Here is a 19,521-nt window from a genome sequence, read left to right as displayed (position 1 = left end):
CCCGCTCCCGGTGGCGCCGCCGGACACGCTGCTCCTAGCGCTTGAACAGACGCGGCGCCAGGTCGATGAGGTTCTTCTGCCACACGTCCCAGCCGTGCGGCCCGGGGGTCACCCCGTCGAACTCGTAGCGGATGCCGAGGGTGTTCAACGTGGTCAGCGATGCCATGAAGCTCGGGTACACGAAGTCGGTCTGGTCGCCGACGTACAGGCGCAGCATCGTGGTCCCGTTGTTGATCGCCTCGACGTCGACGCCGGTGCCGCTGCCGAACCCGGCGGAGAGTGCCGCGACGTAGGCGAACTCACCCGGGTAGGCCCGCAGCACCCCCAGCGCCTGCCCGCCGCCCATCGACAGGCCGGCGATGGCCTGCTGCGACGACTCGCTGGAGACGTGGTAGCGAGCGCGGGCCGTCGGCACGATGTTGTCCAGCAACTCCCTGTTGAAGTTGGACGAGTTGCCGTTGCCCATCACCACGACCATGGGCGTCAGGTCGCCGTCGAGGAACTGGTGGTCGAGAATCTGCTTGGCGCGGCCCATCTCGACCCAGTCGGTATAGTTCTGGCCGCCGCCGTGCTGGAGGTAGAGCACGGGATACGGCTGCGGCCGGGCCGGATCGTATCCGGGTGGTGTCCACACCAGCGCGGTGCGCTCCTGGCCCGCCACGGTGCTCAGATAGGTCATGCTCTCGACCGTGCCGCCCCGGCCGGCGGGCACGTCCGACAGCAGGCGAGCGCCCGGCCCGGGGAGGAGGAAGGTGCTCCACGTCGGTTCGGTGGTCACCTTCGTCGGGTTGGCGGTGTCCTTGACCGCGACCCGGTCCACGATGAGCCGGTAGTAGTAGAACCAGGGCTTCAGCGGGCCCACTGTCGCTCGCCACCGGTCGCCCTCGCGGGTCAGCGGCACGCGCAGCCAACTGCCGCCCGGCGCGATGTTCGCCCATACCGTGACGTGCTGGGCGTCGGTGAAGTCGGTGGTGGTCTCGAAGGTGACGAAACCGTCCCTGGTGACGAAGGGCGTCGGGGTGGTGCCGGCCGGCGGCGGGGCGAACTCCCCCGTCAGCGGCCGGTGACCGGGGCTCGGGCCGTGGTCCGACACGTGCTGGAACAGCCGCGGCACGAAGTCGACCAGATTCTCCTGCCAGGTCTGCCAGTTCGCACCACCGTCCGGGTTGATCCCGTCGAACTCGAACCTCACATCGGCCCGGTCCAACGCCCGCATCAGCCGGTAGGTGGTGTTGTACGCGGGATCCGTCACGTTGCCCGTGTAGAGGCGCAGCAGCTTGACCGCCCGGGCGTTCCTCCGGTCGACGGTCGGGGCCGCGTGGCCCGAGAACCAGCCCACGTGGGCGAACTGGCCAGGACTGGCCACGGCCGCTGTCAGCGCCTGCGTCGCGCCGTCGGACACGCCCGCGATCGCCTGGTGCGCCGGGTCGCGCAGGACCCGGTACCTGTCGGCGACCGCCTTGCGCAGCTCCCTGCCATCCGCGCCGTTGGCGTCGTTGATCACGACCACCATCGGCCTGCTGGCGCCCTCGGCCGCGAGGTTGTCGAGGATCTGCCTGGTCCGGCCGAGGTCGAGCCAGTCGGTGGTGGGCACGTCCTCGCCCGACTGCAGGTAGAGCACCGGGTAGCCCCTGGAACCCTTGGCCGCGTACCCCGGTGGGGTCCAGACCAGGGCCGACCGCTGCCCGCTCCCGGTCCGGTAGGTCAGGGTCTCGACCCTGCCGCCGGTGCCCGGCGGCACGTCCGCCAGCCACCGTGCCGAGTCACCCGCGACGAGGAAGGTGCTCAGGAGGGGTTTGGACGCCACACCCGTGCTGTTCGTCGGATCCTTGAGGCTCCTGGTGTCGTCGGCGGTGAGCTGGTATTGGTAGAGCCCCGGCTTGAGCGGGCCGAGAATGCCCGACCACACGTCGCCACGCCGGGTCAGACCAAACTCCGCCCACGCCGCGGAGGGGCCGATGTTGCCTTCGACGACGACCTGCGACACCGTGCCCAACTGCTCCTGGATGTACGCCGCGGGAACGGTGAACGAGGCGTAGCGATCCGCGGAGACCTCCAGCCACGGCGTCTCCGCCGCGGCCGGCTGCGGCGCGAGCAGAACAGTCGCGGCCGCCATGACTCCGGCGGCGAACACCGCCGAGAGCCGGCGCACGCCCGATCGGCGTGAACGCCAGTGGTACGTTTCGGTTGTCACGCTCCACTCCTTTCCTGCGCCGGCAGCGGATGCGACCCGACTGACCGGCTCAACTCATCGGTGGATCTCGCCGTGGGTCTGCGTGCACACCTCCTTCGTGGGCCTGGGTCACCCTCGTGCCGTGCCTCGTGGTGGCGCGCTCGATCCGCGGATGACCAGGCTGGTCGGGAGCACCACCTGGCGCGGCCCCTCCCACTCGCCGGTCACCAGCGACCGCAACATGCGCGCGGCCTCGTACCCGAGCTGGTACATCGACTGGTCCACGGTGGTCAGACCCGGCTCGGTCAGCGCCGACTCCGGGATGTTGTCGAATCCGACGACGGACAGGTCCCCGGGGACCGAGAACCCCAGCTCCGCGGCGACCTCCAGCACCTTGAGGGCCATCCCGTCGCTCGCCGCGAAGATCGCCGTTGGCGGGTCCGCCCGGTGCAGCAGGGCGCGCGCCAGCGGGACCGCCGACTCGGGGTTGAAGTCCCCTTCGCCGATCAACGTCGGGTCGATCGGGATGCCGGCGTCGCTCAGCGCGGCCCGGTATCCCTCCTCCCGCGACCAGGCCGCCGCGAGGCTGGATCGGCCCGCGATGAACCCGATGCGCCGGTGGCCCAGGCCCAGGAGGTGCTCGACCGCGGTGGTCGCGCCCGCGAGGTTGTCGGCGGTCACCGAGGGCGCCGTCGAACCCCGCACCGGGTCGATGGCCACGATCGGCGTCCGGCTCTGCACCTCGCCCCAGGGTGTGACGACGATGCACCCGTCGGTGAGGGTGCCCGACAGGCGCGTCACGTGCCGCTTCTCCCAACCCTCCGAATACGATCCGTAGAGGTCGCTGTTGGCGTAGATGATCAGGTCGAAGCCGGAGCGACTCAGCGCCTTCATCGCCCCCTTGAGCACCTCCGCCGTGTACGACTGGAAGCTGTGCGTCACCAGGCCCAGGACGTTGGTGCGGCTGCGCCGAAGGCTGGTGGCCACCAGACTCGACTCGTAGCCGAGTTGCTCGATGGCCGAACGGACCTGAGCGATCGTGCGGGCACTGACGCCGTAATGCCCGTTGACCACCCGCGAGACGGTGGCGGTGGAAACGCCGGCAACCCGTGCCACATCACTCATTGTCGCTGGGGCATTGACCTCGATCATGCCGCTCCCTCTGGACTGCAATCGTTATCGGTTACGTTTCCAGGGTGTTGCCAACGTAACCGACAGGGGTTACGAGCACAAGACCTCCGGACCGGGGACAACCGTCCTACCAGGACAGTTGTCGGGACACGATGGACCGACGCGGGTTGTCACGAAAATGTGGCCGACTGTCACTCCGGGCGGCCGATTAGAGATGCCGACCTCCGGCCCGGAAGAATGGCGGGCGAGCGCCGTCGGAATCCATTCCACACAAGACGAAGCGAACGGCGACGTGGAAATGCGGGCCACCGGAAACCGGCCCGGGCCGCCGTGGCGGTGAATCCGGTCGGCGCCTGCACGGCGGTCGCCCGGCCGGGCGAACATTGATCGCGGGCGACGTGTTCCCTACTGCAAACGTAATCGGTAACGTTTACATAGATCGAGAACGTAACCGACCGCCACCGCGATGTCCAGACCTCGCACGGCCACCACCACCCCTCGGTTCCGCTGCCGCGGCAGAGATCTCGGCGTCGGGGCCCGCATGAAGGGAGCCCGTCCTGAACCCCCACCGCAACCCGCCGGAGCACCTGGCCGGCACCGGATGCCCACTCCCCCACCGCCGCCGGCTGCCCGCCCGGCCCAGGCCGGACCGGCAGGCCGGGATCGCGCCGATGGTCACCGGGGAGGCGCCGTGCACACCGCGCGTCTGAGCCTGGACCCCCGTCGGCGCGTCGCGCCGGTGCCGCGTCGACTCTTCGGCTCGTTCGTGGAGCACCTGGGTCGCTGTGTCTACACCGGCATCTACGAGCCGGGGCACCCGACGGCCGACGCCGACGGCTTCCGGGGCGACGTCCTCGCGCTCGTGCGCGAGTTGGGCATCACCACGGTCCGCTACCCGGGCGGCAACTTCGTCTCCTCCTACCGGTGGGAGGACGGCGTCGGGCCGGTCGCGCAACGACCGGCCCGGCTCGACCTCGCCTGGCACAGCCTGGAGACCAACGCGTTCGGGCTCGACGAGTTCGTGCGCTGGCTCGGCAAGGCGAACGCCGAACCGATCATGGCGGTCAACCTCGGCACCCGGGGCACCGCCGAGGCGGTCGACCTCCTCGAGTACGCCAACCACCGCGCCGGCAGTCACCTCGCCGACCAGCGGCGCGACAACGGCGCGGTCGACCCGTACGGGATCCGGCTGTGGTGCCTGGGCAACGAGATGGACGGCCCGTGGCAGGTGGGCCAGCGCAGCGCGACCGAGTACGGGCGCCTCGCCGCACAGACCGCGAAGGCGATGCGCCGGTTCGATCCCGGTCTGGAGCTCGTCGCCTGCGGCTCGTCCCACCTCGGCATGCCCACGTTCGGCAGTTGGGAACGCGACGTGCTCACCGAGGCGTACGACGACGTCGACCTGATCTCGCTGCACGCCTACTACCAGCCGGTCGACGGCGACCTGCGCAGCTTCCTCGCCTCCGCCGAGGACATGGACACCTACATCGACGCCGTCACGGCCATCGCCGACTCGGTCGGTGCGATCCGCCGCTCGACCAAGAAGATCATGATCGCGTTCGACGAGTGGAACGTCTGGTACCAGTCCGCCGCCCCGTCGACGCCGCCGAGCGGCGAGGACTGGCCGGTCGCACCGCCGTTGTTGGAGGATCACTACAGCGTGGCCGATGCCGTCGTCGTCGGTGGCCTGCTCATCAGCCTGCTCCGGCACAGCGACCGGGTGGCGGCGGCGTGCCAGGCGCAACTGGTGAACGTCATCGCACCGATCATGACCGAGCCCGGCGGCTCGGCCTGGCGGCAGACCATCTTCCACCCGTTCGCCCGCACCGCCCGGCACGCCCGGGGGGCGGTGCTCGACGTGCTCCGCGCCGGCAGCACGACGGCCACCGACCGCTACGGCGAGGTGGCGGCGGTCGACGCGGTCTGCACCTGGGACGACAGCACCGGCGAGCTGGCCGTGTTCCTCGTCAACCGGGGCACCGACGCCCCGGCCGCGGTGACCGTCGACGTCAGCGGCGCCCAGGTGACCGGGATCATCGAGTGTGTCACCGTCGGCGGCACCGACCTGGCCGCCAAGAACACCGCCGACGGCCCGGACCACGCCGAGCCGCGCCCCAACGACACGGCGCGACAGGCCGACGCGGACGTCCGGCTGACCCTGCCCCCCGCATCCTGGACGATGCTGCGGATGCGGGCCACGGAAGCGACCCGGTGACCGGCTGAGGCGGCGGTGCCCCGGCCGTCACTCCTGACACCAGGGGTGGCGGCCGGGGTTCATCCCACCGCCCACCGGGGAGGTCGATGGGTGCGGCGGCTATCGCGCCGCCTGCTCCAACCTCCCGTCGACGCGCCGGGGAATGGCGGTGTAGCCGTCCTGCAGTTCCTCCGGAAGGACCCAGGCCGGGGCGTCCTGCCAGGCCAGCGGGCGAAGGAAGCGCCGGATCGAGGTGGCGCCGACCGAGGTGTGCACGGCGTTCGTCGAGGGCCAGGGCCCGCCGTGGTGCTGGGCCCACGACACCCGCACGCCGGTGGGATAGCCGTCGAAGACGACACGACCCGAGCGGCCGGCGAACCTGTCGACGAGCCGGCGTACGACACCGGCGTCGTCGGCCGGTCCACGATGGATGGAACCGGTCAGCGACGGGGGGACGGTCGCCAGGACGGCGTCGAGCGCGGCGACGTCGTCATAGCGCACCACGACCATCAGCGGGCCGAAGCACTCGTCGGTGAGCTCGGCGGTGAGGCCCGGCAGATCGACCTCCAAGAGCGCTGGCGCGACGCGGAAGCCCTCGTCGGGGTCGACCTGGGCTCGTGCCGCGACACGGGCGCCAGCCTGCTCGAACGCCGTCGCCTGCTGCTCGTACGCGGCCTGGATGCGGTCGTTGAGCAGGATCGCACCGCCAGCGGCGGCGACCTTCTTCCGCAGCGTGTCGACCAGGCGCGCACCGCTCGGATCGGACGGCACGAACGCCAACCCGGGCTTCGTGCACAACTGGCCGCCCGAGTTGGTGAAGGAGGCGAACAGCCCCTCGGCGATCTGCTCCGCCCGGTCGACGGCCGCGCCGGGCAGGACGACGATCGGGTTCACGCTGCTCAGCTCGGCGTAGAGGGGAATGGGATCGGGGCGTTCGTCGATGGCCGCCTGGATGGCACGGGCGGCGCCGACGGAGCCCGTCAACGCGGCGGCGCGGATCTCGGGGTGGCGCACCAGCGAGCGGCCGGCCTGCTCGCCGTACACGGTCGCGACCACACCGTCGGGCCCACCCAGGTCGCGGACGGCCGCCGCGATGGCCTCGGCCGAGGCGTGCGAGGTCAACGGGTGTGACGGGTGGGCCTTCAGGACGGCGGGACAGCCCGCGGCGAGCGCGGCGGCGGTGTCACCCCCCGCCACCGAGAAGGCGAACGGGAAGTTGCTGGCTCCGAAGACGGCCACCGGCCCGAGGGGTACGAGCATCCGCCGCAGGTCCGGGCCGCGTCCGAGAGGTGTGTCGGCGGCGTGGTCGATGGCGGCCTCGACGTAGCCCCCGTCGCGCAGCACGTCACCGAACATCCGGAACTGGATCGCCGCCCGGGTGAGTTCCTGGTCGAGTCGCGCGTGGCTCAGCCCGGTCTCCGCCTCCGCCGCCGCGACCAGGTCCCCGCGACGGGCCTCCAGGGACGTGGCGATCGCGTCCAGCAGGTCGGCCCGGCCGAGTCGGCCCAGGCCGGACAGCCACCGGGCGGCCTGGGACGCCTGGTTGGCGATCACCTCCAGCCGAGGCTCGTCGGTCTCGGTGAGTTCCGTCGTACGACGTCGACCGTCGCGGGGGTCGACAGTGCTGACCACGTTCACAGCAGTCCTCTCCTTACCAGATTGCCCATCAGATCCCGGACGCCGAACTGCCAGGGCTCACACTCCTGGGCGTGCCGTACCCGGTTGACCAGGGTGCCCAGCGCCGGGCAGCCGATGCGTACCACGTCGTCGACCTTGTGGGTGAAGCCCTCGCCGGGGCGGTCCCGGTCCTGGGTGGGCGCGAACATCGTGCCGAGCATCAGGGCGGCGCCGTCGGGATAGCTGTGCTGCGGGCCGATCAGCTGCCGCACCAGGTCCGCCGGGTCGCGCGACATCTGGGTCATCTGCGAGACCGCCGCCAGGTGGAAACCGTCCACACCACGGACCTCCAGGCTCACCTCGAGCTCGCGCACCCGGGCCAGGTCGAACCGCTCGTCGAACAGCCGGATCAGGGGACCCAGGGCACACGAGGCGTTGTTGTCCTTGGCCAGGGGAAGCAGGAGCGCCGAGCGGCCCTCGACATCGCGCAGGTTCACGTCGTTGCCGAGGGTGGCGCCGACGATCCGGCCGCTGGACTGGACGATCAGCGTGACCTCGGGCTCCGGATTATTCCAGGTCGACGAGGCGAGGACTCCCACCGGGACGGCCGTGCCGACGGCGGAGAGAATCTGCCCCTTGGTGAAGATCTCGGCGTCCGGCCCGATCCCCACCTCCAGATACTGACTCCAGACACCCTCGCTGACCAGCAGGCTCTTGAGCCGCTCGGCCTCCACCGAGCCGGGCACCAGGCTGTGCAGGTCGGCGCCGATGTCGGCGAGCATCCGGTGCCGGATGTCCGCGGCGAGCGCCAGGTCACCGCGGGCCCGCTCCTCGATGACGCGTTCGATGAGCGAGACGGCGAAGGTCACGCCGGCGGCCTTGAGTGCCTGCAGGTCGACCGGGGCGAGCAACCAGGGCCGGGTGTGGTCGCGGGTCGCGGCACCCGTGTTCGCCAGGATCTCCCCGAAGTCGCCAAGCCGCGGCCCGTCCAGGCCGGCCACGGTCGCGGCGGGGTCGGGCAGTTCGCAGATGTCCCGGATGGTGGGGAACCGCCGGCTCAGGTCGATGACCTCGCCGTCGCGGACGGTCACGGGTGAGGGGCCGTCGCCGGCCGGATCCCAGATCCGGCCGATGAGGACACTGTCGTCGACGTCGTCCGGCAGCGCCTCGGCGGCGGTCCCGCACCAGTCCGCGCCGTCGGGCTGTCGTCGGGGCTGGGGCACCGTCATGAGCCGCTCTCCAGGTTGAAGAAGGAACGCTCGTCTCGCGGACGGATGTCGTACACGGCGTCCTGGAACATCCGGAGTGGATGCGGTGTGAACGGGTGCCGCTCGATCGCGGCGAGATCCAACTCGATGCCCAGTCCGACCCCGGTCGGGATGAGCACATCGCCGTCGGCGGTCAGCACCAGCCGTTCGTTGGTGATCTCGGGCCGCCATGGCACGTCGGTCGCCATGATCTCCAGGTACCGGAAGTTGGGCAGCGTCGCCCCGAGTTGCAGCGTCGCGGCCGTGCTGAGGGGGCCGCTCGGGTTGTGCGGCGCGAACCCCACGTAGCTGGTCGCCGCGAGCGTCGCGATGAAAGCCAACTCGGCGATCCCGCCGGCGTGCGTCACGTCGGGTTGGACGAAGTCGACCGCCTGGCGGGCCAGCGCCGGCGCGAAACCCTGCCGGCCGTACCACCGCTCCCCCGCCGCGATGGGCACCGGCGACGCGCGGCGGATGTCGACAAGCGCGTCGAGGTTGTCCGGCGGGCACGGCTCCTCGAACCACACCGGGTCGAACTGGGCGATCTCCTTCGCGACCCTGATCGCGTGGCGGACGTCGAAGCGCCCGTGCCCCTCGATGAACAGCTCGACGTCGCGACCCACCGCGGCACGGACGGCGTCGATCTGGGCGAGCACCCGATCCAACTGCCCGGTGGTGATGGTGAGGTCGTAGTTTTCGAACGGGTCCCACTTGAGGCTTCGGAAGCCGGACTCCACCGTCCGGCGCGCGGCCGCCGCGTAGTCCCCGGGCGTGACCGCTCCGGAGAACCAGCCGTTCGCGTACGCACGCACCCGGTCGCGGGTCGCACCGCCGAGCAGCCGGGAGACCGGGACACCGAGGTCGCGCGCCGAGATGTCCCACAGGGCCATCTCCAGCGAACTCAACGCGGTCATGATGACCGGCCCGCCGCGCCAGTACCAGTCCCGCGCGGTCTCGTAGAGGATCTTCGAGATGCTTGTGGGATCCAGGCCCACCACCGCCTCGGCCAGCTCGGCGATCGCGCCCTGGACGGCCCGTTCCTTGCCCTCCAGGGTGGCCTCACCGAGCCCGGTGATCCCCTCGTCGGTGTGCACCCGCACGATGACGAGGTTCGTACGGTAGAAGTCGACGACCACCGTGTCGACGGAGACGATCTTCATTCTTCGACTCAACCCTTCACCGCGCCAGCGGTCATGCCGGACACCACGTACTTCTGCACCAGCAGGTAGAAGCCGACGGCGGGCAGCGTGAACAGGAACGCGACGGCCATCACCGTCTGGATCGGTGTACCCAGTTCGCCGATGAAGTTCGCAATGCCGACGGAGGCCGGCTGAAGGTCGGGGTTGAAGATGAACGTCACCGCGAACACGTACTCGTTCCAGGCGTGGAAGAAGGCGATGACCGCGGTCGCCGCGATCGACGGTGCGATCAGCGGCACGTTGATGCGGGTCAGGGTGGTGAAGGGCCGAGCGCCGTCGGCACGCGCGGCCTCCTCCAACTCCTTCGGGATGCCGTCGATCGCGCCCTTGAGGATCAGCGCGACGATCGGCAGGACGAAGGCGGAGTTCACCAGGACGAGGCCGGTCAGCGAGTCGAGCAGTTCGAATCGGCGGAACAGCGCGAACAGCGGCACGACCATGAGCGCCTCGGGCAGCATCTGCGTGAACAGCAGCACGACTGTCAACACGGCCTTGCCGGCGAACGAGAACCGGGACAGCGCGTAGCCGAGCGGGATGCCCAGGCCGACCGAGACGACCATCGTTCCCACGGCGATGATGAGGCTGTTGAGCAGCCAGCCGGCCGCCTTGCCCTCGGCCAGCGCGTCGACGAACACCCCGAACTGGCCGAGGTCCGGCGTGAGCCGGGGCCGGTCGGCGAAGAGGTCGCTGTTGCTCGACAGCGCCGTGACGAACATCCAGTACAACGGGAACACCGCGACACCGAGTACGACGAGCACGGCGACGATTCGTGCGGTGACACCGAAACGGAAGCGCCTCATCGGGCGTGCTCCTTCTCCACGGCACGGGCGACCAGTCGGCTGCCGATGACGACGATGAGTGAGATGACGACACCGACCATCCCGATGGCCGCCGCCGATCCGAGTTCCTTCGAGTCGAACGCCTGCGAGTAGAGGTCGATGACGAGCGTCTCGGTGGCGCCGACCGGGCCGCCCTTGGTCATCAGCCAGATCAACTCGAACCGCCGCAGCGACCAGATCGTCATCAGCAACGCCAGCAGGCCAACGGTGGGCTTGATGACTTGCCAGGTAACCGCGCGGAAGGTGGCCCATCGCCCCGCGCCGTCCACGGTCGCGGCCTCGTTGAGGTCCTGCGGGACCGACTGCAACGCGGAGAGCAGCACCACGGAGGTGAACGGAAACAGCTGCCAGATGGTCGTGGCGAGCACCGCCGGGAGCGCGTAGCGGGAGCTGTCCAGGATCGCGCCGCCCGGCACACCGAGCCCCACCGCGTCGAGGAACCGGTTCACGATCCCGTACTGCGCGTTGAGCATCCAGGTGGCGATGAGCGCGACCGCGATGCCGGGAGCGGCCCACGGGACCGTGACGAGCGCCCGCGCCACACCGCGGCCCCGGAACTTCCCGTTGAGCAGGAGTGCGACGGCGAGCCCGGCGCCGATCGCGACCACGACGCAGGTGATCACGTAGACGACGGTGATCAGCAGGGTGTGGCGGAACTCCGGGTCGCCGAAGATCCGGTTGAAGTTGTCGAAGCCGACCCACTCGCTCTTGGTCGGGTTGAGCAGTCTCGTCCGGGTGAAGCTGAGGTACACCTCCTGAACGAGAGGCACCGCCTGGAAGACGAGGATGAACAGTGCGGCGGGTGCCAGGAACAGGTACGGCGTCCACCTGCTGCCCAACGGGCTGGGCCGACGCCCGGCCCCGGGCCGGGGAGTTGTCTTCGGTGCTCCGGTCTGCTCGACCACAGTCATCGGGTTCGATCCTTCTGGGAAGGACGCTGCCGGCGCACGTCGCGTCGCGCCGGCAGCGTCGCCGTGTCGAGCGGTCAGCGGACCAGGTCGGTCGCCTGCTGCTGGGCGCGGTCCAGTGCCGACGTCAGGTCGGCCTTACCCTGCAGTGCCGCGACCACGTTCTGCACGACCACCTTGCGGATGTCCGGCGTCTTGGCTTCGAAGCCCAACACGATCTGCGGCAGGCTGGTCTCGGTGAGCCCGTCGAAGACGGTGAGGAACGGGGTCGCCTTGAGCGACTCGGCACTGCGCTGCGTGGTGGTGGCGACGCTGCTCGCGCCGAGGATCTCCTGCAGCTTGACCTGGTTCTGCGGCTCCAGCGCCCACTTGATGAAGGTGGCGGCCTCGTCCTTGCCCTCGCTCGCCTCGTTGATCACGATCGGCGCGAGGATCGCACCCTGCTTGCGGACCGGGAACGGGATGGGCGCGACGGTGAAGTTCAGCTTGGCGTTCTGACCGCGCGTCGCGGTCACGTACCCCCCGTTGTTGAGCTCCATCCCGACCTTGCCCTCGGCGAACATGCGCCGGAACGTCGCCGCGTCCGCTCCGCGCGGGATCACCTTGGCGTCGTACAGGTCCTTGTACGCCTGCAGACCCTTGAGGTTCGCCGGCGAGTTGATCGTCAGGTTCTTACCGTCGGACCACGCGCCGCCGAAGCCGTAGACGTAGTTGAAGATGTCCTGCCACACGCCGGCCTCTTCGGCCTCGGTCTGCCGGAACGCCAGGCCGAAGACGTCGCCCTTGGTCAGCGACTTCGCGGTGGCGGCGAACTGCTCGTAGGTGGACGGCGGCGTCGGGATCAGGTCCGCGTTGTAGAACATCGCGTAGTTCGACGCCTCGAAGATGAGGCCGTGCCGGACACCGTCGTGGACCATGAACTGGTCGGGCTGCTTGAGCAGGTCGTACTTCCCGGCATCGATCAGCTTGTCCAGCGGTGCGACGAGGCCGGCGTCGGACGCGGCCTCGAACTCGGGCATGTCGAAGCGGACCAGGTCGGGGCCCTTGCCGCTGCCCATCTGGGTGAGCACCGTCTGCCCGAAGGTCGGGTACGGCACCGCGGCGGCGGAGACCTGGACCTTGGTCTGGCTCGCGTTGAACTCGTCGAGCCACTTGGTCAGCAGAGGTCCGCGACCCGGATCGCCGAAGGTCGAGGCGGCGAAGGTCAGTTTGGTGACACCGTCCCCCGAATCGCCGTCGGAGCCACAACCGGTCAGGAGAGCGGCGACCAAGCCGAGGGCACATGTCGCCCTGGCGATGCCGAAGCGAGCGCGCTGGTTACCCATTGTTACTCCAGTGTTACGAGACAGCATCATCTGGATGAAATTGCAACGATCGTAGCGCCATGCGCAACGGTGTCAAGAGGCGATTGCACATGGCGTCATCCATGTTGCATAATGTGCAATGACAGCGACGGTCCGACCGTCGCGTAAGGGGGGCACAGCCTTGGCGCAATCGATCCGCCGCGCGATCGACCTGATCCGTCGATCCGCAGAGCACCCGCTGTCCCTTACGGAGGCTGCGGAGGTGCTCGGCGTCCACAAGTCCACAGCCCTGCGCATCCTGCAGACACTGGAGTCCGCGCGCTTCGTCCGACGGACCGGCGCGGGCACCTACGTGCTCGGCAGCGGCCTGATCGAGTTGTCCGAGCTCGCGCTCGGCTCGATGGACCTCCGCCAGCCCGCCGCCGCACACCTGCGGGCGCTGCAACGCGAGACCGGCCACACCGTACACCTGGCACAGTTGACCGGCGACGAGATCATCTACATCGACAAGGTGGACAGCCCGGCGTTCGACGCCGTCAAGCTGCCGTCCCGGGTCGGGCGGGCGGTGTCCATCTACGCGAGCGCCGTCGGCAAGACGATCCTTGCCTACCTCCCCCGCGAGGAACGCGACCGCCTGCTCTCCCACGTCGTCTACAAGAGATTCACCGACACCACCTTCACCGACCGCGATGCCCTCGACGCCGAGCTTGCCCGCATCCGCGATCTCGGCTGGGCCACCGACAACGGTGAGCACGACGCCTACGTGATGTGCGTCGCCGCGCCGATCAGGGACTCGCGGGGCCAGGTCATCGCCGCCGCCTCGATCACCGCGATCGAGGTCATCGCCAGCCTCGACCAGCTGAAGGGCAACCTGCCGCGCCTACTGGAGACCGCGACCCAGATCTCCAACGAACTCGGCTACACACCCCCGTCGGCCCCGAGCCCGGCGGGGCCGGAGGATGGCCGATCGACCGACGGCTGAGGGCGTCGCGCCGCGCCCCTCAGCGTCCGGTCGACCCGGGCGCGGTCCACCACCACGTCTCGAGCAGCTTCGACTCCCCCAGCCCATTGATCCTCTCGACCAGGGCGTCGTCGCCGCGGGCGTAGCCGACGGACCGGGCGACCGCCCGCGAGGGCACATTGCCCCGCACGATGGCGAGCCGCAGCCGGGAGAAGCCCAGGTCCTCGTGGCAGAACGCAGTCATCCGCCGCAGCGACCGCGACGCCAGGCCTCGACCACGATGCGCCGGGCCGATGGCGTACCCCAGGACGCCGCTCGCCACGTGCAGGGCGATGAGGCCGAGCGGCTCCCCGCCGTCGCGCGTCACGGCCAGGTCGACGACGCGCTGTGCGCGACGCCGCCGGATCCTGACCAGGAAGGCATCCGCGTCGAACGGAGAAGGAATATCGGTGTTCGCGGCCACGTCGGCCGAGTCGAAGAGCCCTTGCAGGTACGGCAGATCGGAGTCAGCCCATTCGCGCAACACCACCCCCTCCCCGGTCAGCAGGAGCGGAGAATCGGTCGGATCGACGGCGGACGAAATTGTCGATGCGCAGCTCACACGACATCCTTACATGGGCACCACCGCATTCGGTAATGGGCCGACTCCGTTGATGATTCCGCGCGAGTTTTCGCCCGTGGCGTCTTTTTTCGATCCGGAGCCCTTCGGGGCTGGATCGAAGCCGACAAGCCCGCGAGAAGGAAAGAGCAGCAAGGAAAGAGCAGCAATGTGTCGCCCCTATCTGTCTGCCCTGCAGGCGACGATGGCAGTCCGGGGCGGGCGGGCGAGAAGGGCTAGCGGCGCTCGGCCCAGCCGACGAAGCGTGGCGCCAGGTCGGGCAGCGCGCCGCCTGGGTTGAGTTGACTGAGGTCGGCCTCGGCCTCCTTCTGGACCCCCGCCAGGTGAAGCAGCAGGCCCGGCCGATTCTCGCGGAACTCGCCGAGCAGGCGCAGCTTCGCGGCCGAGCAGGGCCACAGAATGCCGCAGTTCGGGCAGCGCCACGACGGGCGTAGCGGCTTGTGCTCCGGCTCGCCGCGCATCAGCCGACCCTCACGGGGCCGCGACGGATGGGCTGCCGGTGGGCGGGCCGGGGCTTGCTCGGTGCGGCGGGGTGAGCCTGCAACTGCACACCGCCCCGCATCACGAACAGCTCGCGCCGCGCCACCGCGTCGCCCGCCGCACTTGATTCGTAACCATCGATCCATACCCACCCGTCGTACGTATGCCGATCAGGCAACTCGCGAATCACTCGGACCGTGATCGGGCGCAGGAACTGCACGCTCGCGGCGGTCGTCAGAAGGATTACGTCACCGGCCCTCATCTGCCCGATCATTGCGTCACCGGCCAGATCGGACCATGAATCCTGGCGGCCACGGGAACAAGCGGCTGCACAGGAGTGGGCTTCGGGTCGCCGGGCACGGTCTCCCCCTACTGTCGCTGGGAAGGGGCCTCCCCGACGAATGCTCGCCGTGAGGAGTAGCCCCGCTTACGATCGCGTCCGCCGAGTCTCAGGGCCTCCACGGGCCGCGCCGCCTATCGCCACCTTGCCGACTGTTGCATCACGAACACACTGCGTAGCAGTATCTCCTGTAGACGATCGGGACGATCTGAGGAGGCAAAGGATGAACCACGCGGTTATCGAAGCCATGTCGGCCGTAGGCGAGACGGCGGACAGCCTCGCAGGTCAGATCGGCGTTGACCCCAAGACAGCAGCCAAGTGGGCGAACCCTGGACGCATCCCCAGACTCGGCACCGCTCGAAGGTCGCCGCGTTGTTGGGTCGTGAAGAAACGGACCTATGGCCGGACGTATTGAAACGTCGGGAACCTTCCTGGTTTCGGCGGTGGGTCGACGTCGAGCGGGAAGCGGTCGCGCTGCGCGCATTCCAACTCGCGTGGGTGCCGGGCCTGCTGCAGACCGAGGCGTACGCGCGGGCCACGCTCGCGTGGGAGGCGCTGACACCTGCTGAGACAGACGAGTTGGTGTCCGCGCGCATGGACCGGCAGGCGGTCCTGACCCGGGAACGCGGCCCACTGTTCGTCGCCGTCCTGGACCAGGCCGTACTGGACCGTCCCATCACCGCGGACCGATCGGTCATGGCCGCCCAGCTTGACCGCCTGGTGCAGTGCGCCGAGCTGCCCAGCGTCGAGCTTCATGTGATACCGCGCGAGACGATGGCCTACCCAGGGCTCAACGGACCGTTCACCATCGCCGATCTACCGGACGGGACGCGAGTGGCACACGTGGACAGCCAAGCGCACGCGCAGATCGTTGAGCAGGCGTCCGAGCTTGGTACGCTCGAACGACGGTGGGAACGCATCCGGAGTGAGGCTCTACCCCGGGGGCGATCAGTGGAACTCCTGAGAGAAGCGGCAACATCATGGACATGACCGGCGCGCAGTGGCGCAAGAGCACCAAGAGCGGCAGCAACGGTGGCGACTGCGTAGAGGTCGCCGACAATCTCCCCGGCGTCGTCCTCGTGCGCGACACCAAGAACCGCGACGGCGGCACGCTCAACTTCAGCGCCCAGACCTGGCGCTCGTTCGTTCAGTTCGCCAAGCAGCGCTGACCCGGAAGTCCAGGAAGGCCCGGCCCCACACTCGGGGGCCGGGCCTTCCTGTTTCGTGTCACGGCCAATTCGACGATGCGGACGCTCGTCGGCAGTGGGATCTTGTACGGGTGATGGAGGCGGCGCGTCGCGCACTCGAACGGGCACGAAGCTCCTCGGCCGGGTGGCACGAGCTGCGCTACGCGCGTGGCACCGACGCCGATGGCCAGTCCTGTGACGAGAACGCGGGCCGGCGAGCGAGCGTGTTGTGGGCACTGCAGTACGACCGTCGGGCCGGTGACCTTCCGCTGGTGCGGTGGCTGGTCGGGCAGGAGGCGCAGTGCCGACGCGAGGCGCCGTTCCAGGGGCTGACCGACGAGACCGAGCTGGCCGGCTATCTGCTCGCCGAGTATCGCCAGGTGGAGGACGTGTGGCTGCACTGGGAGGTCAAGCGGGCCAACTTCGACACCTGGTGCGGCTACGACGCGGAGTACCTGTTCGCCGCCGGTGTGTCGGCCACCGTTGCCTTCGTGCGGGACAGCGGGCACGCCGACCGGGACGACGTGCTGGCGTACCTGGTGGACCAGGAGGGCGAGCCGGGCGTCTCCGAGGAAGGCCTGGCCCAGTGGTGGGGTGGGACACGATCGCGCTTCCCGGGCGACCCGACCGCCGAGGACCCGCTCACCTGGATCGCACGCGCCAAACTGGTCGGTGAACAGGTGCTGGCGCGCGAGTGGTTGGACCGCTGGGCGGTGGACCGGCCTCGGGACAGGGCCACACTGAGCCAGCTGCGATATGAGTTGGCCGATCTCGGTGCGTTCGCTGAGGCCGCTTCGGCGCAGCGGGAGAGCCTGGTGTTCGCCGACAACGCCTGGGATGCGGCGTCGGCCTGGCAGTCCCTTGCCGGGCTGGAGCGTCAGGCCGGCAACCACGCCGCCGCCTGGGAGGCGTTACGTGAGTGTCGCCGAGCCTTGCACGACGTGTCCGGCTGGACCGAGGTCGGCCTGGGTCGGATGTACGTGGAGGAGCTTTTCCTCCTGGCCCGCTCCGCCAGCGCCGAGCTTGCCGCCGTGGTGTTCGTCGAGGCCGACCGGCAGGCGCGCCACGTCCCCCGGTTGCCCCTGGTGGTGCTGCGCGTCGCCGTCGAGGCGGCCGACCGGGTCGGTCAGCAGACTGCGGCGAGGCGCTACCGGCAGCTCCGCGATGCCGAACAACTGCGTATCGACGTCGAGCTGGGTCGCGCGTGACACCGCGCGCCGAGGTACGGGAGCCGGACGCACCGCCTCCCGCGTCTCAGGTGCGGGAGGCGGTCGCGCCGCCGTGGAGGGTCACGCGTGTCCGCGTTCCCTCCGACCCGCTCGGCCGAGGTCTGGTGACCGCTTGAGCAGGACGACACCGCCCACGATGAAGATGATGCTGAGGACCAGCCCGGTGACGTTGCCCTGGGCCAGGGTCGCGAAGATGCCCAGCAGGCCGATGATGACCGCCACCCCGCCGACAAGTCGCATGAAGTAGCCGCCGACTGACTTGACTCGTTCATTCGCCATGGTGATTCTGTGCCCGACGGGCCGTCGCCACAAACCCGTGCTGGCGCGGAGCGCTCAGGCGCCGCCGAGCCGCTGGTGCTCGCCGGTCTCCATGTCGATGAAGGCCTGGATCATGGCGCGGTAGATGCGCTCGATGAGGTCCGGATCCGCGCCGGCCTCGTCCGCAAGCGCGCGGACCCGGGCCACCACCTGGGCGACCCGGTCCGGCGCACGGACCGCCTGCGTGTCGCTCTTGAGCGGGGCCGCTCGCCGGACCAGGGCCTCCCGCCGGGCGAGCAGCCCGACGAGTGCCGCGTCCAACTCGTCGATCTGGGCGCGGATGTCGGCAAGCGCCGACGCGGTGTCTGTCATGCCGGGATCGTGGCACAGCGAGAGGCACTCGGACCCGCCGAGGATCGGCACGGTCCACCCCCGGTCGCGGACGCCGACGGTCGGGGCGCCGTGCGGCTCTACGGCAGGTCGGCCACGGGCCCCCGGTGCCAGCTCTGGACGCAGGCGGCCAGCCGCTCCGGCGACTCCACGTGCCAGGTCGGCCGGTGCTCGTCGAGCGCCCGCGCTACCTGGTATCCGTAGCCGACCGCCACCACGTCGACCGGCACCGCCCGGCCGCAGATGATGTCAGCCGCCGTGTCACCGACGTACACGGACGACACCGGCGACCGACGCGCCAGCAGACGCCGCACCTTCTCGACCTTGTCGCCAGTCTCCTCGGCACCCGCGATGGAGGCGACCGACGGTGGAACACCGCCGACGCACCGGGTCAGCACCTCACGCACCCGCCGCGCCCGCGCGCCGGTGACGATCGACACGCTGCCCGCCGGCAGCGCCAGCAGCAGATCGCCGATGTGCGGGAACAGCCCGAGCTCGGCGGCGAGGTCGGTCATCCGGGCCTCGTGGCAGCGCCAGAACGCGTTTGCGCGGTCGACGCCGAGCCAGGGCGCGAGCCACGTCCCCGGAGGCCCGGCGCACACCCAGTTCAGGTCGGCCACGCCGCCGACCTCCGGCAGGTCGGGGAATTCGTCGCGGAGCTCGCGATAGATCCGGACGCTCAGCGCGGCGCTGTCACACAGCACGCCGTCGAAGTCGAACAGCACGTGCCCGTACGCGGCCCGTTCGATCACGGCGTCTCGGCGAGGTCGGCGAGGCGCTGCGGAAGTGACGCGCTCAGGCTCGCCAGGATCCGCGCGCCCTTCTGCGCCGTGGCGGCCGACGGGCGCCCGATCACCCCGTGCGGGGTGTACGCGCGCATCCCCCGGGTGAGCAGCCCGCCGCGCCACTCCTCGGTCTCCCAGTCGGTCTCCTCGTAGCCCGGCCGTACCAGCTCGGGATGGAGGTGCAGCAGCAGCGAGACCTCGTACTCGCCGCCGTGCATGTCGCTGTGGCCGGCGCGCGTCGACAGCGCGGCGTCGTCGCAGGCGGCCGCGACGTCGGGGGGCGTGGGGAAGAGGACGATCCGGGGACCGTCGACGTTCAGCTCCTGCACCGCGTTCGACAGTACGTAGTTGCCGCCGTGACCGCTGACCACCACCAGCCCGGACCAGCCGTCACGGGCGAGCGAGCGCCAGATGTCACCGATCATCGAGTGCAGGGTGACAGCGCTGATACTCACCGTCCCCGGGAAGCCCGCGTGCTCGTGCGAACACGAGATCGTCACCGGCGGAAGCGGGAACAGTTGGTGGTCGAGGCAGATGCGGTCGCTGATCGCGGTTGCCACGATGGTGTCGGTCGCCAGCGGCAGGAACGGCCCGTGCTGCTCGAAGCTGCCCACCGGCAGCACCGCCACGCCGCCACGCCGCACGCCGGCGTCATCGGAC

At 69.8% G+C, this 19,521-nt stretch carries 19 protein-coding genes and 1 pseudogene; 5 read left to right on the top strand and 15 right to left on the bottom strand.

The features are described 5' to 3' along the window. Positions 1-34: 34 nt before the first annotated feature. Entirely contained in the window at positions 35-2,194 is a 2,160-nt protein-coding gene (locus AB0B14_RS00510; protein WP_357520333.1) for an alpha/beta hydrolase-fold protein, read from the bottom strand. Between the two features lie 108 nt (positions 2,195-2,302). Continuing rightward, a complete protein-coding gene (locus AB0B14_RS00505) occupies positions 2,303-3,298 on the bottom strand; it encodes a LacI family DNA-binding transcriptional regulator (protein WP_357520876.1) in 996 nt (331 codons plus the stop codon). A 697-nt stretch (positions 3,299-3,995) separates the two neighbouring features. Between AB0B14_RS00505 and AB0B14_RS00500 the strand changes: the two genes are divergently transcribed. Next, a complete protein-coding gene (locus tag AB0B14_RS00500) occupies positions 3,996-5,519 on the top strand; it encodes an alpha-L-arabinofuranosidase C-terminal domain-containing protein (protein ID WP_357520331.1) in 1,524 nt (507 codons plus the stop codon). Positions 5,520-5,618: 99 nt separating this feature from the next. Here the strand turns inward: AB0B14_RS00500 and AB0B14_RS00495 are convergent, their stop codons facing one another. The 6 genes from AB0B14_RS00495 to AB0B14_RS00470 all read right to left on the bottom strand — a co-directional run bounded on the left by AB0B14_RS00495 (position 5,619) and on the right by AB0B14_RS00470 (position 12,633). Beyond that, entirely contained in the window at positions 5,619-7,136 is a 1,518-nt protein-coding gene (locus AB0B14_RS00495) for an aldehyde dehydrogenase family protein (protein ID WP_357075011.1), read from the bottom strand. Continuing rightward, complete coding sequence (locus AB0B14_RS00490; RefSeq protein ID WP_357075014.1) at positions 7,133-8,344, bottom strand: fumarylacetoacetate hydrolase family protein; 1,212 nt, start codon at positions 8,342-8,344, stop codon at positions 7,133-7,135. The genes AB0B14_RS00495 and AB0B14_RS00490 overlap by 4 nt, the downstream gene beginning before the upstream one ends. Continuing rightward, positions 8,341-9,522, bottom strand: coding sequence for a mandelate racemase/muconate lactonizing enzyme family protein (locus tag AB0B14_RS00485; RefSeq protein WP_357520329.1), 1,182 nt, complete (start codon positions 9,520-9,522; stop codon positions 8,341-8,343). Before AB0B14_RS00485 ends, AB0B14_RS00490 begins: the two co-directional genes overlap by 4 nt. A gap of 8 nt (positions 9,523-9,530) precedes the next feature. After that, positions 9,531-10,361: a carbohydrate ABC transporter permease gene (locus AB0B14_RS00480; protein ID WP_357520327.1), complete on the bottom strand. Its 831-nt coding sequence runs from the start codon at positions 10,359-10,361 to the stop codon at positions 9,531-9,533. After that, a complete protein-coding gene (locus AB0B14_RS00475; protein WP_357520325.1) occupies positions 10,358-11,311 on the bottom strand; it encodes a sugar ABC transporter permease in 954 nt (317 codons plus the stop codon). The genes AB0B14_RS00480 and AB0B14_RS00475 overlap by 4 nt, the downstream gene beginning before the upstream one ends. Before the next feature lie 74 nt (positions 11,312-11,385). Continuing rightward, complete coding sequence (locus AB0B14_RS00470; protein ID WP_357520323.1) at positions 11,386-12,633, bottom strand: sugar ABC transporter substrate-binding protein; 1,248 nt, start codon at positions 12,631-12,633, stop codon at positions 11,386-11,388. 118 nt (positions 12,634-12,751) lie between these two features. On the opposite strand from AB0B14_RS00470, the gene AB0B14_RS00465 reads away from it, so the two are divergent. Continuing rightward, positions 12,752-13,594, top strand: a complete 843-nt coding sequence (locus AB0B14_RS00465) for an IclR family transcriptional regulator (RefSeq protein ID WP_357520321.1) — start codon at positions 12,752-12,754, stop codon at positions 13,592-13,594. A gap of 19 nt (positions 13,595-13,613) precedes the next feature. Here AB0B14_RS00465 and AB0B14_RS00460 read toward each other — a convergent pair whose 3' ends face one another. The 3 genes from AB0B14_RS00460 to AB0B14_RS00450 form a co-directional block, all read right to left on the bottom strand. Continuing rightward, the gene (locus AB0B14_RS00460; protein WP_357520319.1) at positions 13,614-14,174 is read right to left on the bottom strand and encodes a GNAT family N-acetyltransferase; all 561 of its coding nucleotides are present in this window, start codon (positions 14,172-14,174) and stop codon (positions 13,614-13,616) included. Positions 14,175-14,407: 233 nt separating this feature from the next. Further along, positions 14,408-14,653, bottom strand: a complete 246-nt coding sequence (locus AB0B14_RS00455) for a flavin reductase (protein ID WP_357520317.1) — start codon at positions 14,651-14,653, stop codon at positions 14,408-14,410. Further along, positions 14,653-14,946, bottom strand: a complete 294-nt coding sequence (locus AB0B14_RS00450; protein WP_357520315.1) for a hypothetical protein — start codon at positions 14,944-14,946, stop codon at positions 14,653-14,655. The genes AB0B14_RS00455 and AB0B14_RS00450 overlap by 1 nt, the downstream gene beginning before the upstream one ends. A 289-nt stretch (positions 14,947-15,235) precedes the next feature. Here AB0B14_RS00450 and AB0B14_RS00445 point away from each other — a divergent pair. The 3 genes and pseudogenes from AB0B14_RS00445 (at position 15,236) to AB0B14_RS00435 (ending at position 17,407) form a co-directional block, all read left to right on the top strand. Next, positions 15,236-16,002, top strand: a pseudogene (locus AB0B14_RS00445) (DUF5753 domain-containing protein). Next, on the top strand, positions 15,999-16,181 hold the full coding sequence (locus AB0B14_RS00440; protein WP_357520313.1) for a DUF397 domain-containing protein: 183 nt from the start codon (positions 15,999-16,001) through the stop codon (positions 16,179-16,181). Before AB0B14_RS00445 ends, AB0B14_RS00440 begins: the two are co-directional and overlap by 4 nt. 113 nt (positions 16,182-16,294) lie before the next feature. After that, complete coding sequence (locus AB0B14_RS00435; RefSeq protein ID WP_357520311.1) at positions 16,295-17,407, top strand: hypothetical protein; 1,113 nt, start codon at positions 16,295-16,297, stop codon at positions 17,405-17,407. An 81-nt stretch (positions 17,408-17,488) separates the two neighbouring features. Here AB0B14_RS00435 and AB0B14_RS00430 read toward each other — a convergent pair whose 3' ends face one another. The 4 genes from AB0B14_RS00430 to AB0B14_RS00415 form a co-directional block, all read right to left on the bottom strand. Continuing rightward, on the bottom strand, positions 17,489-17,707 hold the full coding sequence (locus AB0B14_RS00430) for a hypothetical protein (RefSeq protein WP_357520309.1): 219 nt from the start codon (positions 17,705-17,707) through the stop codon (positions 17,489-17,491). A gap of 54 nt (positions 17,708-17,761) precedes the next feature. Beyond that, entirely contained in the window at positions 17,762-18,058 is a 297-nt protein-coding gene (locus AB0B14_RS00425) for a chorismate mutase (protein WP_357075038.1), read from the bottom strand. Between the two features lie 98 nt (positions 18,059-18,156). After that, complete coding sequence (locus tag AB0B14_RS00420) at positions 18,157-18,828, bottom strand: HAD hydrolase-like protein (RefSeq protein WP_357075040.1); 672 nt, start codon at positions 18,826-18,828, stop codon at positions 18,157-18,159. Beyond that, entirely contained in the window at positions 18,825-19,505 is a 681-nt protein-coding gene (locus tag AB0B14_RS00415; protein WP_357520874.1) for a creatininase family protein, read from the bottom strand. Before AB0B14_RS00415 ends, AB0B14_RS00420 begins: the two co-directional genes overlap by 4 nt. Positions 19,506-19,521 lie beyond the last annotated feature (16 nt).

It is taken from the genome of Micromonospora sp. NPDC049171 (genome assembly GCF_040648275.1).
Lineage (GTDB): Bacteria > Actinomycetota > Actinomycetes > Mycobacteriales > Micromonosporaceae > Micromonospora.
Note: the sequence above shows the minus strand (reverse complement) of the source record. Positions and strands in the feature narration are given on the sequence as shown.